This window comes from Agrilactobacillus yilanensis (genome assembly GCF_003946725.1).
GTDB lineage: Bacteria > Bacillota > Bacilli > Lactobacillales > Lactobacillaceae > Agrilactobacillus > Agrilactobacillus yilanensis.
Window position 1 is genome coordinate 59,006 of record NZ_RHOY01000008.1, and the last position, 14,535, is coordinate 73,540.

Sequence of the window (14,535 nt, forward strand, 5' to 3'; positions counted from 1 at the left end):
TAAAAAAATTAGGAGTGATTGAGATGTTTGATAAAATTGATGAATTAGGTGTAAATGCTGTCAGAATGTTGAGTTTACAAAGTATCGCCAAGGCCAATTCTGGTCATCCTGGCTTACCGTTAGGGGCAGCACCAATGACTTACGTGTTATACCGGAATCACTTGAATGTGAATCCTAGAGATACAAAATGGTTTGATCGGGACCGCTTCATTTTATCCGCCGGTCATGGATCCGCTATGCTTTACAGTATGTTGCATTTAGCCGGTTTTGATTTAAGTATTGAGGCTCTCAAAAACTTCCGGCAATTAAACAGTAAAACACCGGGTCATCCCGAATACGGCGTCGTTGATGGGGTTGAAGCCACCACCGGCCCACTGGGACAAGGCCTAGGCATGGCTGTGGGCATGGCCATGGCTGAAACGCATTTGGCCAGTCAATACAATGTTAATGGCATTTCTGTTATGAATCATCACACCTACGCTTTAGTTGGGGATGGTGATTTGATGGAAGGTATTTCCCATGAAGCGGCCAGTTTAGCCGGGCATTTGCGTTTAGGTAAGCTCGTTGTTTTATATGATTCAAATGATGTTTCCTTAGATGGGCCTAAGAACCGATCCTTCAATGAAAACATCCAAAAACGGTTTGAAAGTTATGGTTGGGATTACCAACGGGTTGAAGATGGCAATGACTTGAATGCCATTGACCAAGCGATAACTAACGCTGAAAACAATACCGTCAAACCTTCCATTATTGAAGTACGTACGGTAATTGGCTATGGTGCTTTAAATGCCGGAACGAACAAAGTACATGGGGCGCCATTATGTGCCGAAGATATGGCCGCTGTCAAAGAAACTTTAAACTGGACTTTGCCAGACTTTGAAGTGCCTGCTGAGGTTTACCAACGTTTAAATGACACGTTAGGGCAACGGGGGGCTAAATTAGATGCCCAATGGCTGTTAAAGGTCACAAGCCTAAATAAGATGGCGCCAGAAATTGGCACCCAATTCCAACTGGCCATGAATGGCAAATTGCCGGCAGATTGGCGGGAAGCTTTACCAACTTACTTAGCCGGCACCAGTGAAGCCAGCCGGATTACGAGTCATACGGTGATTCAAGCCCTCGGGAAGAAAGTACCCCAGTTATGGGGCGGTTCAGCAGACTTAGCCAGTTCCAATAAGACCAATATGGAATGCGAAGGGTTGTACAGTGCTGATAATTTGTCAGCCCGCAATATTGGCTTTGGTGTGCGGGAGTTCGCTGAAGCTGCAGCGATGAACGGTATCGCACTACATGGCGGTACTCGAGTTTTTGGCAGTACGTTCTTCGTCTTCTCCGACTACATGCGCCCAGCCATTCGCTTAGCCGCATTACAACACTTGCCAGTGATTTATGTCTTAACCCATGATTCTGTGGCTGTTGGGGAAGATGGGCCAACTCATGAACCAATTGAACATTTGATGAGCTTCCGGAATATGCCAAATGTCACAGTTTTACGTCCAGCAGATCCTAATGAAACCGTAGCCGCTTGGGAAACAGCCATGACCCACACGGATGGGCCAACGCTGTTAGTCTTATCTCGACAGAACTTAGCCGTTTTACCAGGTGCCGGTCATGAAACTGGGCATAAGGTGGCTAAAGGGGCTTACGTTGTTCAAGATGTACCTGAAGATAAAATTCAAGATGGTATTTTGATAGCTACCGGCTCTGAAGTGAATCTTGCGTTAGCGGCCCAAGCAAAATTAGCTGCTGAAGATGTGGCCGTTTCCGTTGTTTCGGTACCAAGCTTTGAACTATTCCAGCAACAATCCAGTGCTTACAAACGTCAAGTTTTGCCAACGGGTATTCATAAACGCTTATCCTTAGAATTAGGGACAACGTTAGGCTGGGAACGGTTTGTAGGTCTAGAAGGTAAAGCTTTAGGGATTGATACATTTGGTGCCAGCGGACCTTGTGGTGAAGTCCTTGAAAAATTCGGCTTCACGGTTGATCAAGTGGTGGCGCAATACTTAGCCCTTGAAGTTGAAAATGAACAACCGGCCGAAATTGTGCAACCACAATTAAAGACAGTAAAAGCTAAAAATTAATTCAGAAGTATGTTATTGTGAAATCAGTAAAAATTAAAACTAAAATTCTAAGGAGCAATTAAATTTATGATTATTCAATTCAAAACCCCCGTTCAAGAAGATGTTGTTAACGAATTACGCCAAAAGCTAGAAGCTTTGCCAGCCCAAGTGTTTGTGATCAAGAATCACTTAGCAGCCATGGGTGTCAAAAGCTACGACTTAACGGCTAAAGAAGCCGCAGCGATTGAAACTGTCACTTTTGATGATCCTAGCTACACGCTGGGCAGCCGGCAATTTCAACCAGAAGATACGGTTATTGAATTACCACATTCAAAAATTGGCGGCAACAACTTCACAATGATGGCTGGGCCTTGCTCCGTAGAATCTGAAGAACATGTTAAACGCATGGCTAAAGTTGTTAAAGAAGGCGGCGCTACAGTTTTACGTGGCGGGGCGTTCAAACCAAGAACCTCACCTTATTCTTTCCAAGGGTTAGGCGAAGACGGCTTACGTTTCTTAAGAGAAGCTGCGGATGAAAATGATTTGGATATGATCACAGAAGTTATGGATGTGCCCCACGTTGAAATGGTGGCTAAATACACAGATATTTTCCAAATTGGAGCTCGGAATATGCAAAACTTCTCCCTATTAAAAGCTGTTGGTAAAACCAATGTTGCAGTTGGTTTAAAGCGGGGGATGTCCGCAACGATTGATGATCTATTGAATGCGGCAGAATACATTGCTTCTGAAGGGAATCATAATATTTTCCTAATTGAACGGGGCATTCGAACCTTTGATAACAAATACACTCGGAATACCTTTGATTTAGGTGCTATTCCAGTATTGCAGAAATTAACCCACTACCCAATTATTGCCGATCCAAGTCATGCGGTTGGTGAATGGGATCTAGTACAACCAATGGCGGCTGCGGCAGTTGCTGCAGGGGCACAAGGGGAAATTGTGGAAATTCATGATGATCCAGAACATGCTTTTTCTGATGGCCCCCAAGCTTTGAAACCAAAGAATTACTTACGAATGACTAAAGAAGTTTTTGCTTTACGGGATGCTTTAGCAAATGTTGAAGGTGTCTGCCGTGACTAAGATTAATCTAACTTTAGCGGATAAGAACTATGACGTCTTAGTCGGTAAAGGCTTATTGGCAGAAGCTGGCGCCTTGATCCGGGCGATTTGGCAGCCACGAAAAGTTTTAATTTTATCCGACAGCAATGTGGCCCCGCTCTACTTAGCAACGGTCCAAGAACAACTTGTAGCGTCTGGCTTTCAAGTCGTTACAAGCATTGTACCGGCAGGGGAAGCCTCTAAAAGCTTAAGTAATACGGCTAATTTGTATCAGTTAATGTTAGACGAAGCTTTTTCAAGAACGGATGGGGTTGTGGCCCTTGGTGGCGGGGTTGTCGGTGATTTAGCCGGCTTTGTGGCCTCCACCTTCATGCGGGGCATTGGCTTTATCCAGATTCCCACCTCTTTATTGGCCCAAGTGGACAGTAGTGTGGGGGGAAAAACGGCGGTTGATTTTGGCACCGGAAAAAATATTGTCGGCACCTTTTATCAGCCGGATTTGGTCATTGCTGATCCGAACACTTTAACAACGTTGACGCCGCGTTATGTGGCGGAAGGCTATGCGGAAGTGGTCAAAATGGCAGCAACTTCTGATGATCCTGAATTTTGGCCATTGATTGAAAAAATTCAAACCCCCGCTGATATTTTGACTCATGCCACTGCCTTGATTATGAGTAGTGTTTCTTTCAAGGCACAAATTGTGATTGCTGATGAAAAAGAAAGCGGTCAGCGCCGTTTTCTAAACTTCGGCCACACTTTAGGCCATGCCATTGAGCTCTTAGCTCACGGCGACTTGGCCCATGGGGAAGCGGTCAGTATTGGGACGGTGCAGATTTGTAAAGTCTTTGAAGCAAAAGGCCTAACAGCGCCAGGCATCAGTGCTCAAATTGAACGACAATTAAAAGCGGTCGGCTTACCGACGACTTCTGAATTATTGTTTACACCTAAATTTTATGAACAATTACTTTTAGATAAGAAGAATCACGGTGATCACTTAAACTTTGTCTATATTTCAAAGCTAGGTGAACCAAAGATTTACCCCGTCAAAAAAGCAGAACTTAAGGCATTTTTGACAACCAACTAATTTTTTTGACAGACACAGCAATTTTTAAATCCTAACAAAAAAGCTACGTATCACTGAGCTGGCCCGCTCAATGGTTCGTAGCTTTTTTAGTGGGTTAGTTGCGCTGAGCTTGTTGTAAGGCTTGGGTTAAATCATTAATAATATCATTATGATTTTCAATCCCGACAGCAAAGCGTACCATGTTTTCGTGGACGCCGATTTTGGCTAATTCGGCGTCAGGATAAGGCTCATGGCTCGTGGTGGTCGGCTGACACATCAAACTTTCGACCCCGCCAAGGCTGACGGCAAGATCAATCATCTGCAGATGTTCAAAGAATTGGCCTAAGTCAATGGTAGGGGCCACTTCAAAGGAAACGACGGCCCCGCTGCCAGTGGCTTGTTTGGCGTGGATTGCAGCTTCTTCAGCAGAGTAAGACCCGGGATAAAAGACTTTTTGGATGCCGGGTTGCTGTTGCAGCGCTTCAATGACGTATTTGACGTTTTCTAGTTGCCGATCCAGACGCAAGCTCATGGTTTTGACCCCGCGAATTAAAGTATAGCTGTCAAAAGGACTAATGGTGGCGCCAAAGGTATTTTGAATAAAGGCAATTTGTTCGGCTAATTTGTCATCATTGGTAATCACAAAGCCGGCACAAAGATCTGCGTGACCACCATAATATTTTGTTGCCGAATAGGCGACGATATCCGCACCTAAGTCTAACGGCCGTTGTAAATAGCTGGTCATGAACGTGTTGTCGACGATAACAATGGCCCCATGTTCATGGGCGAGTTTGGCGACTTTTGCAATGTCCACAACGCGTAAGGTGGGATTGGCCGGGCTTTCCAAATAAACAGCTTTCGTTTCGGGTTTGAAATCAGCGGCGGTTAATGTATTTAAGTCCTGACAAAAAGTATAGTCAATTTGGTTTTTGGCAAAACAGTCGGTGAAATAGCGATAGGTGCCGCCGTAAATGTTGGCGGAGCTAATAATGTGATCACCAGGTTTTAAAGTTTCAAAGATGGCTGAAATGGCTGCCATGCCCGAGCTAAAGCCGTAAGCATGCTGTGCGCCTTCTAAGGTCGCCATTAATTTCTCAGCTTTTTCTCGGGTGGGATTTTGGGTCCGGATATATTCATAGGGGCCTTGGGTATTGATGTCTTCAAAGCGGTAAGTGCTGGATAAGAAAATGGGGGGCATAATACTGCCATATTCATTTTCTCGGGCAGGAACGCCTTGAACGACTAAAGAGTCATATTGTAATTTAGATGGTTTTTTGTGATTAGAACACGCCATAATTTCGCCTACTTTGTTTGATTTTTAAGTTCAGTGATCAATCGCTGAACGGCCGTTTTTACAATTGCTGGGTCAGTGGCTAAGTTCAGCCGGATATAAGTGTTGTCTTTTGGGGCAAACCAAGCGCCATAGTCTACCGCTAAGCCACAACGATTTTGCACGAAGTCTTCTAATGCATCAGCGTTGACCACGGGGGCTAGGTTGATGTAACTGAGGTAAGTGCCTTGCAAGTCAGCGACCGTGATTTCGGGGCAGTTGGTTTGAAAGGCTTCTTTTAAGGATTGGTAATTATAAGTAATGACACCTAACAAGTTGTCAAACCAAGCTTCACCGTGCTGATAGGCCGCTTTAGCGGCGACTTGGCCGAGTAAACTATTTTCGGTGGCATGGATTGTTTTGATGAAGTCGTCGTAAGCTTGGCGCTTATCCGCATCTGGAATCAGTACGTGAGAATTAGCTAAGGATGCTAGATTGAAGGTTTTGGAAGGGGCGGTTAAGACAACGACGTCATTTTGATAGCGGCCTTTTGCCACGTTGAGTACCGAGGTGAATTTGTGGCCGTTGAGTTCAAAATCTTGGTGAATTTCGTCTGAAACGAGCTGAACGTGGTATTGCCGGCAAAGGGCTAATACTTTTTCTAATTCGGCTTCTGTCCAAATTCGACCCACGGGATTATGCGGCGAACAGAATAAAAATAGTTTGATCTGTCCTTGGGCTAAAGTGGTCTCTAAACGATCAAAGTCAATGGTCCAGCGGTCGCCTTGATTCACTAGATCCACGGAGACGACTTGCCGACCGTTATCTTCAATGGCGCTCATAAAAGGATAATAAACAGGTTGCAAAACTAAAACTTGGTCGCCGGGCTTAGTGCACCAGTGGACCATGGCATATAAGGAATTGACAACGCCATGATCAAAGCGCAGCCAGTCTTTTTCTAATTGAATATGATGGCGTTTGGCTTGCCAGCCGGCAAAGGCTTCAAAGTAGCCGTCGGGAATGAGCGAATAGCCGAAAACCCCTTGTTCAACACGCTGAATCAAAGCATCTTGAACTGCTTTTGGCGTTTTGAATTCCATGTCTGCGACCCATAAAGGCAATAGATCTGCGTTGCCGTAGCGTTCTTGCAAAGCATCCCATTTTAAAGCCGCCGTATGTTTACGGTCGACGAGATTTTCAGTTACAAATTGCTGTAAAGTGTTTGAAAGTTCCACCATAATTGGTTCTCCTAACTTAAATTAATCGGCGCAGTCTGCCCAAGTTGCTTTGGCAGTGCTGACTACCAATTGCAGTTTGCGCCATTGATCGGCAGTGGTCAAGCGGTTCCCTTCTTCGGTGGAGGCAAAGCCGCATTGTGCGGATAAGCAAAGATCGGCTAAAGGCACATATTGGCTGGCAGCTTGAATGCGCTGTTCCAACAAGGCGGTGGATTCAAGGGCAGGTTGCTTAGAGGTAATTAAGCCAAGGACAATTCGTTGATGACGGCCATTAGCAGCAATTTTAGCTAAAGGTTCAAAACCACCGGAACGTTGGTCATCATATTCTAGGAAGTAACCATCAATGTGCAATTGGGCTAAGTAGTCGGCGACAGGATCGTAAGCGCCGGCACCGGCCCAAGTAGAATCATAATTGCCGCGACAGACGTGCATTGTTAAGGTCAAATCATCAGGTTTGTTGTCAGCAATGGCATTAATCGCTTGGACAGCAGCTTCACAAAGCGGCACTAAATCTGGATTGATGGTGCCGTTAGAGAAGCTGGCCCACATGCCCCAAGATGTGTCGTCCAATTGTAAGTAACGACAGCCAAGGTCGTAGAAATGCTGAACAGTTGCTTGATAAGCTTTGATGGTGTCTGTCAAAAAGGTGTTAAAGTCGCCATTGTAATAGTTGTCCACAATTCCTGCGGCTTCATTGGGGAAAAAGACAGAAGGGCTAGGAATCGTTTGTTTCAAAATCGCCGTTTCTGGGGTTAACGCTAACGTACGTTTGAAACCTTCAAAAAAGGGATGTTCTGGATTAAAGGTGATTGGGCCGCTAATTTTAATGCCACCTTTACGGGTTTCTTCACCGTGGAAATTATAGCCGTGGTCTGGTGTGAAGAAGTCAGCGCCTTTTAGACCGTCAAAAAAGTCTAAATGCCACCAACTGCGCCGAAATTCGCCGTCGGTAACAGCTTTTAGGCCAACGTTGATTTGTTCGGCAATGCTTTGTTTGATTTCAATATCTTCGATTGTTCTTAATTCATTGAGGTTGATTTTGCCGGCTTCAAAATCTAGGCGGGCTTTTTTTAAGGATTCTGGACGTAATAAACTGCCGACTTGGTCGTAACGATAAGGTAATTGGGTTTTAGTAATTGTAGACATGGTATTGCTCCTTTAAGATTTATTTTGATGAAATGAGAAGTGGTCTGTGGTGGGGGCGCTCTAGTTCTGAAACGCGCTCACTAGAGCAAAGCTCTCACCTAACTACGAATTATTCATAAGCCAGGTACGCTTATTTCATAATTCTAGGTTAGTGCTCGAGGCTTTCCCGCTCTAGTTCGCGCTCTGGCTCTAAAACGCGTTCGCCAACACTGATTTCTACATATAACTACGCCTTGTTGCTAGTCGCAGGCGACTACCTGCCAAGTCTAGGTTATATTGCGAAATCACCCGTGTTGGCTCACGCTCTAGTTCTGAAACGCGCTCACTAGAGCAAAGCTCTCACCTAACTACGAATTATTCATAAGCCAAGTACGCTTATTTCATAATTCTAGGTTAGTGCTCGAGGCTTTCCCACTCTAGTTCGCGCTCTACAAAAAAAGCCCTCAGTATTCTAAGAATACTAAGGGCGATTATTTCGCGGTACCACCTTATGTGTCTGTTTAGCTTACGCTAAGCAGCTCTAGAAGTGCAGTTTTCACTATACTTCGACGCTGTAATGGGCGTTCCCAATGTGGCTTTACCTGGGGCTCGGTCACATGTTGCTTCAAGACCATTTTCGAGTTTTGGTTAACATCTATTTTCACCAACCATAGATTCTCTAGGCTTAACTTAAAATTCTACTTATCTTTTCATCGCATTCTCATTTATTATTAATGTAATAAAAAGTATAAGCGGAATTTTGGTGACTGTCAACTATCTTTTTTAAGCAATGGCGCTGTCGAAGAATTTCAACATGTCATCTTTGGTCAAATCAGCTTTTTCGGAAGTGCTGTAATCATTGGCAATTTCACCGGCATTCAAGACTAAGAGGCGATTGCCATAACGCAAGGCGTCGTCTAGATGATGGGTGATCATCAGGCAGGTGAGCTGGCGTTCAGAGATGATTTCGTTGGTGAAGGTCATCAATTGGGTGCTGGTTTTAGGATCGAGGGCGGCGGTGTGTTCATCTAACATTAATAAATCAGGATTAGAGGAGATGGCCATGATTAGGCTTAAGGCTTGACGTTGACCACCGGAGAGTTCTCCTGTGGCGGTGTCAAAACGCTGGGACATGCCGTTGTCAAACAAGGTCAATTCGGACATTAGTTTTGGTTTGCGTTGCCGTAAGTGCCGTAAGCCTAAGCCCCGGTGTTGACCACGTTTTTGAGCCAGCAATAGATTTTCGCCAACGGTCATTCTAGGGGCGGTGCCGAGTTTTGGATCTTGGAAGACTCGGCTGATATACTTGGCCCGTTTTTCTTCAGAGAACTTAGTAATATCTTGGCCTTCTAATAAAATTTGGCCGCTGGTCGGGGTAAGATGCCCACTGATCACATTGAACAATGTACTTTTACCGGCGCCGTTTGTGCCTAAAATAGTAATGAAATCGCCTTGGTTAATGGTCAAGTTGATATGGTTCAAAATATTAATATCCCGGCCGCCGTTATTAACGGTGACGGTTAGGTCATTTAACTGTAACATTGGTTGGTTTTTGGGCTGTTTCATGGGTGGACACTCCTCTTTTCAGTACTTGACTGAGATTTAATTTTTCTTTTAAGGCCGGTAACATCAAAGCAAGGGCTAAGATGATGGCGGAAATTAGTTTTAAGTCGTTGGTGTTGAAACCTAATTGTAGCACTAACAAGATGACAATCCGGTACAAAATACTACCGAAGATGACGGCGATTAAACGTTGGCTCATGGTGAGTTCGCCGTAGACAACTTCACCGATAACTACAGCGGCAAGACCGATAACAATGACGCCTAAGCCCATATTAACATCTGCGTAACCGTTGTTTTGGGCTAACAGGCCGCCGGATAAGCCGACGAAACCGTTGGAAACGACTAAGCCGATGATCTTCATCCGATCGGTTTTGATCCCTAAAGATTTGGCCATTGCTTCGTTATCCCCGGTGGCAATGAAGGCTTGGCCTAAGTCTGTTTGTAAGAAATAAGTCAAGATGATAAAGGTAATAATGACGACGACGATACCAATAAGCACGCTGTTGAAGTAAGGGGGGAGATTATTAAAGGCCTCACTGGTGAATAAGTTTTTAGTATTTAATAAAGAAACGTTTGATTTGCCCATGACACGCAAGTTGATGGAATAAATGGCGGTCATGACTAAGATCCCTGCTAATAGTACCGGAATTTTACCCTTGGTGTAAAGTAATCCTGTGGCTAAACCGGCTAGACCGCCGGCTACAAAAGCGAGCAGTGTTGCGACAATTGGGGGGACGCCATTAACGATTGCGGTGACACAAACTGCTGCACCTAATGGAAATGAACCTTCAATAGTCATGTCAGGGAAGCGTAGAATTCTAAAACTTAGAAATAGACCAATACCTAAAATACCATATAATAAACCTTGTCCGATTGCGGAAGTTAGTAAACTCATTTGATGATCTCTCCTTTTGCTTTGGCTTCGTCAATTAATTTTTGTGGGAATTGAATGCCTAAAATTTTGGCTTCTTTCATATTCAGATATAATTGACCTTTACCAATGACATTAACTGGGGTTGTCGCTGGTTTGCTTTTACCATCTAATACATCAGCGGCCATGTTCCCGGTAGCGACGCCTAAATTGTATTGGTTGATACCGACTGTTGCTAAGCCGCCGTCTTCAACCATCGTACCTGCTGGTGGGAATAGTGGAATTTTGGCAATGTTGGCATTATTGACTAAAGTTTTCATTGCACTGGCGATGTTATTATCTTGCGGGATGTAAACGGCTTTGACTTCTTTAAGCATCTGTTGAGAGACTTGATCTAAGTCGTTTGTATTGGTAATGGTATAAGGCTTGATGGTTAAACCATATTTTGGTGCCAAAGCTTCAAGTTCTTTCACGGCAACTTGAGAGGTCACATTGCCAGCGGTATAAATCACACCTAAAGTTTTTAAGTCAGGCATAATTTCAGCAATCATTTTCAGCTGATCAGCAGTGGGGTTCGTGTTGGATACCCCAGTGATGTTGTGGCCGGGATGTTTTAAGTTTTTAACTAAGCCGGCTTGGATCGGACTGGAGATGGCCCCCATAATCATTGGGGTCGTCTTTTGAATATTTGCTAAAGCTTGTGCCGCTGGTGTGGCAATCCCAATGGTTAAATCAGGGTTATTTGAATTTAATTTTTCAGACATTGATTTTAGATTGCTTTGATCACCTTGGGCGTTTAAGACGGTAATGTGTGCGGTTTTGCCATCTTTATAGCCTCGTTTGGCTAACTGATCAATTGTTCCTTGGGTGATTTGATCTAAAGCCGGTTGTGAAAGGGACTGTAATAACCCGATTGTGGGCATTTCTTTTTTTGTATTTTTAGATTGTGCGTTGCTGTTGTTCGGTTGGTATGTGAAGAAGGCGACGATTAAAAACGCCAAGGTCACGATAATTGAGCCGTAAAGTCTTTTCATTATTTTTCCTCCAGAATGATTTAAAACCCCTAAATTAGATAATTGCCATAAAAAAACGCCACTCACAAAATATTTTGCGGGTAGCGTACAGAAAAACCCGCATAAATCAGTAAAGGTTACCGATCTATGCGGGTCTATATTTAAGACAATCAGCATAGATACGGTCTACATATGGTAGACCGCATCAAACGATCCACCGCTAGTGGCTTTGCCACCAGGCAGTGTTCGTCCAAGTATTCAAACTCATAACGATTCGTTTTCTCATGCTGTCGTCCTTCTCTCTAATGTATTATTAATGATAGGCTAATTAAATCACATACGATATAAGCTGTCAAGTCAGAAAATAATTTTTATAATAAAAAAGGCTCGGTTAACCGGGCTCTTTTAGTGACACAACAAGACTTTATTTCCCAATTGTTTTAATTTCTTCTTCAGCTTCTTCAGTCAGCTTAATCTCAGGATTGTGGCTCACTTCGGAGAGTTTATCCATGGCTGCTTGGCGGCTAGGGATGATGTCCATGTTAAAGAGAATCCCTTTGATAATCCCTTTTTGGAAATCAAAAAGTTCATAGACTAAATAAGGCTCTTTGTCATCATCACGCATGCTTGCGTCTAATTTTTCGCGCAGTGCCTGACCGCTTTCTTCTTTGTCCAATTCTGGTGCATCAACTGCTGTAATAAAACCTTTTGTTAATAATTTTTCTTCTAATTCAGATTCAGTCATAATTATTCGCCTCTATAGTTTATTATAGTGCTTTCACGAAAAAGTGGCGTAATTAAATGATTTTTCTCAGCAAATTATAATTATCAGCAAAATTCATAGGTTCGGGGTATACTTGTAATCAAGTAACCCTATCAATTAAGGTATGACTGGAGGTGTGGTGGCTCTTGTTCAAAGATGATAAGCGTGACTTTAGCAGTGCTGAGCAGAAGAACTTGCTTTTTAGTGCTGCGCTGGCAACGGAATTAGGGATTGCATTACAAGCTAAAGATCCGCCAGAAACAACCACCACTACGATCCATATTGCCCCCAGAGATCAAATCAAAGTGGATACCGAATTGGCCAAGGCGCAGTTGAACTACATTAAAGCACAACAGCAGAGTCAATTGGTGCAGCAAAAATTGACAAAGGCCCAAAAACGGCAAAAAAATAAGACGGCTGAAGATTTGACGCAGATTGAACAATCTGAAGCGCAGTATAAAGCAATTGGCCCTCAGAAAAAGGCACTTTTGGCACAGTTGGCTGAATTAAAGGCACAACAGCAGTCGCAACAGGCGCAGCTGCAGGTCAATTATGATCAGCAGCTGGCCCAAGTGAAAGCGCAGCAACAGCAAGTAGCCGCTTATGATCAAGAAATTCAAGCGAGTCAAGATCAAATCACACCGAATCAGACGGCGCAGACACAAAGTGCGTTAGCCTACTATAGTCAGCAAAAACATAATGCCCAGCAGCAGTTAAATCAACAGCAGGCGTCTTTATTGGAACTGCGGCAGCAAGCGCAGCGTTTGACGACTGAGCAAGCTAAAGATTTGGCGGCCCTAGAACGGCAGATTATTGCCCGTGAGACGGAAACGGCCCTTTATCAAGCAAAGATTTTGGACTTAAAGCAAAATAAGACGGTCTATCAAGCGGAAGTGGTGCAACAGCAAAATGCATTGCAGCAGGCTTTGATGGAGGAAGAAAATAGTTTTAAAGAGTTGACGGCGATTCGGCGAAAGCATAGTAATTTGAGTGCGGAACAGCAGGCTTTATTTGCGACGGCACCGCAATTACAGACGGCGGGGGAATTGTTGTCGATAACGTTATATCAAAATGGTCAGCAGCAAGATTTGGTGCCAGAAGTGACGAATACGGGACCTCAGTTGGCATTTGCGCCGGTGCAAGATATTGTGGGCTATGCATTAGATTTGGATCGCTCGTTAGTACTTACGGATCAAACGATTATTGGTTCCTTGCGGGATTTGATGGGTGAGCTGCAGACGACGGCCCCTGAATGGGCGCTGCAGCAGTTGAATGCTGGTCTAAAGATGACGCCAGGTCAGAGTAATCGGGTGATTTTGCTTTATTGGTATCAACGCCAAATAACGTTAGTGACTAAATATCAAACGATACGACAAGATGCGATACAACAAGTTGAAGCTACTCGGGTGATTCAAAATCGAGCGGTGCCTCAATTTGAATTACCGGTTCAGCAGGCGGACTATCAACTGGATTGGCAGCGCAGTCGATTGAAGTTAGATGATTACGATAAGAATTATTTGACGAGTTACTTAGTGGCGGCTGATGGGCAGGGTCCAGTCGCATTAGATTTGTTAAATCAAGATATTGCCCAAAACCGTTTAGTGGCGGCCAAACTAACATTGGTCTATCAATATGTTGCCGCAACGCGACCGTTACAGACACCGCAAGGGCCTGAAGAAGCAACGGCGAGTCATAAAATTGCTGCTTTTGGTCCAGATCAACCTTTGGCCAATACAGCGTTCACAACACCGGTACAACGGACTGCTAAACCAACTGTTGAACCAGCGCCTGAGCCTAAGACTGAACCGATAAAGTCAACGTTGTTTAAATCTCAAACTCAGTTGGTAAATAGTCAGCAACGAGTTCGACCGGCACGGGCTTTATTTGGCAACACAGCTGAGTTAAAACCAAAACTATTGGGGACTTATGGAATTAGTAAATTTAAACGGGGACAGCATATTGTAAATAAAATTATGCCCCGAAAATATTGAATCGAGGTTAGTAATAATGGATGAAAAAGAAAAAGAAGTGCAGTTAACACAATTTGTTTTAGAGCGAACAAAACCTGGTCAAGAAGCAGCCATGTCTGAGTTAATTGATAAGGTATTGGCTAAACGACGGGAAGGGAAATTGAGCACCATGTTTTTGATGGGTATCGTCCCCCAAGCAATGGGTATGATTAAACCAGAGGCTATGGATGAAATTAAAACAACCTTGAAACAGTATCGTTAAACAGTGTGCATGTGTTTCAATTAAAAGTAAAATTATAGCCAAAACAAAAGAGGTCGAGTCAAAATTAATTTTTGATCGACCTCTTTTATTTCGTGGTTTTTGAGCCACTCTCGACTAATGTCGTAAGTCTAGGTTATATTGCGAAATCAACCCGTGTTGGTTCACGCTCTGGTTTTGAAACGCGCTCACTAGGGCAAAACGCTCACCTAACTACGAATTATTCATAAGCGAAGTGCACTTATTTCATAATTCTA

General features: G+C 43.8%; 12 protein-coding genes and 1 other annotated feature. Of the genes, 5 read left to right on the forward strand and 7 right to left on the reverse strand.

The window, feature by feature from the left end:
* Positions 1–23 precede the first annotated feature (23 nt).
* The 3 genes from tkt to aroB all read left to right on the forward strand — a co-directional run bounded on the left by tkt (position 24) and on the right by aroB (position 4,227).
* Positions 24–2,084: a transketolase gene (gene tkt / locus EKM93_RS07130; protein ID WP_125714448.1), complete on the forward strand. Its 2,061-nt coding sequence runs from the start codon at positions 24–26 to the stop codon at positions 2,082–2,084.
* Between the two features lie 66 nt (positions 2,085–2,150).
* Entirely contained in the window at positions 2,151–3,164 is a 1,014-nt protein-coding gene (aroF, locus tag EKM93_RS07135; RefSeq protein WP_125714450.1) for a 3-deoxy-7-phosphoheptulonate synthase, read from the forward strand.
* Complete coding sequence (aroB, locus tag EKM93_RS07140) at positions 3,157–4,227, forward strand: 3-dehydroquinate synthase (protein WP_125714452.1); 1,071 nt, start codon at positions 3,157–3,159, stop codon at positions 4,225–4,227. The genes aroF and aroB overlap by 8 nt, the downstream gene beginning before the upstream one ends.
* Before the next feature lie 94 nt (positions 4,228–4,321).
* Here aroB and EKM93_RS07145 read toward each other — a convergent pair whose 3' ends face one another.
* The 7 genes from EKM93_RS07145 to EKM93_RS07175 all read right to left on the reverse strand — a co-directional run bounded on the left by EKM93_RS07145 (position 4,322) and on the right by EKM93_RS07175 (position 12,031).
* Entirely contained in the window at positions 4,322–5,500 is a 1,179-nt protein-coding gene (locus EKM93_RS07145; protein WP_125714454.1) for a trans-sulfuration enzyme family protein, read from the reverse strand.
* A gap of 8 nt (positions 5,501–5,508) precedes the next feature.
* Complete coding sequence (locus tag EKM93_RS07150) at positions 5,509–6,714, reverse strand: MalY/PatB family protein (protein WP_125714456.1); 1,206 nt, start codon at positions 6,712–6,714, stop codon at positions 5,509–5,511.
* Positions 6,715–6,735: 21 nt separating this feature from the next.
* Positions 6,736–7,860 carry a 5-methyltetrahydropteroyltriglutamate--homocysteine S-methyltransferase gene (locus EKM93_RS07155; protein ID WP_125714458.1) on the reverse strand — a complete coding sequence of 375 codons (1,125 nt, stop codon included), beginning with the start codon at positions 7,858–7,860 and terminating at the stop codon, positions 6,736–6,738.
* A gap of 459 nt (positions 7,861–8,319) precedes the next feature.
* Positions 8,320–8,562: a binding site (T-box leader), on the reverse strand.
* 60 nt (positions 8,563–8,622) lie between these two features.
* Positions 8,623–9,405 (reverse strand): ABC transporter ATP-binding protein, encoded by a 783-nt coding sequence (locus EKM93_RS07160; RefSeq protein ID WP_125714460.1) that lies wholly within the window; start codon positions 9,403–9,405, stop codon positions 8,623–8,625.
* A complete protein-coding gene (locus tag EKM93_RS07165; RefSeq protein ID WP_125714461.1) occupies positions 9,365–10,297 on the reverse strand; it encodes an ABC transporter permease in 933 nt (310 codons plus the stop codon). The genes EKM93_RS07160 and EKM93_RS07165 overlap by 41 nt, the downstream gene beginning before the upstream one ends.
* Positions 10,294–11,307, reverse strand: coding sequence for a tryptophan ABC transporter substrate-binding protein (gene trpX / locus EKM93_RS07170; RefSeq protein ID WP_125714463.1), 1,014 nt, complete (start codon positions 11,305–11,307; stop codon positions 10,294–10,296). Before trpX ends, EKM93_RS07165 begins: the two co-directional genes overlap by 4 nt.
* 403 nt (positions 11,308–11,710) lie before the next feature.
* Positions 11,711–12,031, reverse strand: a complete 321-nt coding sequence (locus EKM93_RS07175) for a hypothetical protein (RefSeq protein ID WP_125714465.1) — start codon at positions 12,029–12,031, stop codon at positions 11,711–11,713.
* Between the two features lie 164 nt (positions 12,032–12,195).
* On the opposite strand from EKM93_RS07175, the gene EKM93_RS07180 reads away from it, so the two are divergent.
* Entirely contained in the window at positions 12,196–14,040 is a 1,845-nt protein-coding gene (locus EKM93_RS07180; RefSeq protein ID WP_125714467.1) for a hypothetical protein, read from the forward strand.
* 16 nt (positions 14,041–14,056) lie between these two features.
* On the forward strand, positions 14,057–14,281 hold the full coding sequence (locus EKM93_RS07185) for a hypothetical protein (protein WP_125714469.1): 225 nt from the start codon (positions 14,057–14,059) through the stop codon (positions 14,279–14,281).
* The last annotated feature ends 254 nt before the right edge of the window (positions 14,282–14,535 follow it).

What these genes read in the sequence shown, in the direction of transcription:
- tkt (WP_125714448.1), top strand. Translation starts at nt 24, where the DNA reads ATGTTTGATAAAATTGATGAATTAGGTGTAAATGCTGTCAGAATGTTG.
- aroF (WP_125714450.1), top strand. Translation starts at nt 2,151, where the DNA reads ATGATTATTCAATTCAAAACCCCCGTTCAAGAAGATGTTGTTAACGAA.
- EKM93_RS07145 (WP_125714454.1), bottom strand. Translation starts at nt 5,500, where the DNA reads ATGGCGTGTTCTAATCACAAAAAACCATCTAAATTACAATATGACTCT.
- EKM93_RS07150 (WP_125714456.1), bottom strand. Translation starts at nt 6,714, where the DNA reads ATGGTGGAACTTTCAAACACTTTACAGCAATTTGTAACTGAAAATCTC.
- EKM93_RS07155 (WP_125714458.1), bottom strand. Translation starts at nt 7,860, where the DNA reads ATGTCTACAATTACTAAAACCCAATTACCTTATCGTTACGACCAAGTC.
- EKM93_RS07160 (WP_125714460.1), bottom strand. Translation starts at nt 9,405, where the DNA reads ATGAAACAGCCCAAAAACCAACCAATGTTACAGTTAAATGACCTAACC.
- EKM93_RS07165 (WP_125714461.1), bottom strand. Translation starts at nt 10,297, where the DNA reads ATGAGTTTACTAACTTCCGCAATCGGACAAGGTTTATTATATGGTATT.
- trpX (WP_125714463.1), bottom strand. Translation starts at nt 11,307, where the DNA reads ATGAAAAGACTTTACGGCTCAATTATCGTGACCTTGGCGTTTTTAATC.
- EKM93_RS07175 (WP_125714465.1), bottom strand. Translation starts at nt 12,031, where the DNA reads ATGACTGAATCTGAATTAGAAGAAAAATTATTAACAAAAGGTTTTATT.
- EKM93_RS07185 (WP_125714469.1), top strand. Translation starts at nt 14,057, where the DNA reads ATGGATGAAAAAGAAAAAGAAGTGCAGTTAACACAATTTGTTTTAGAG.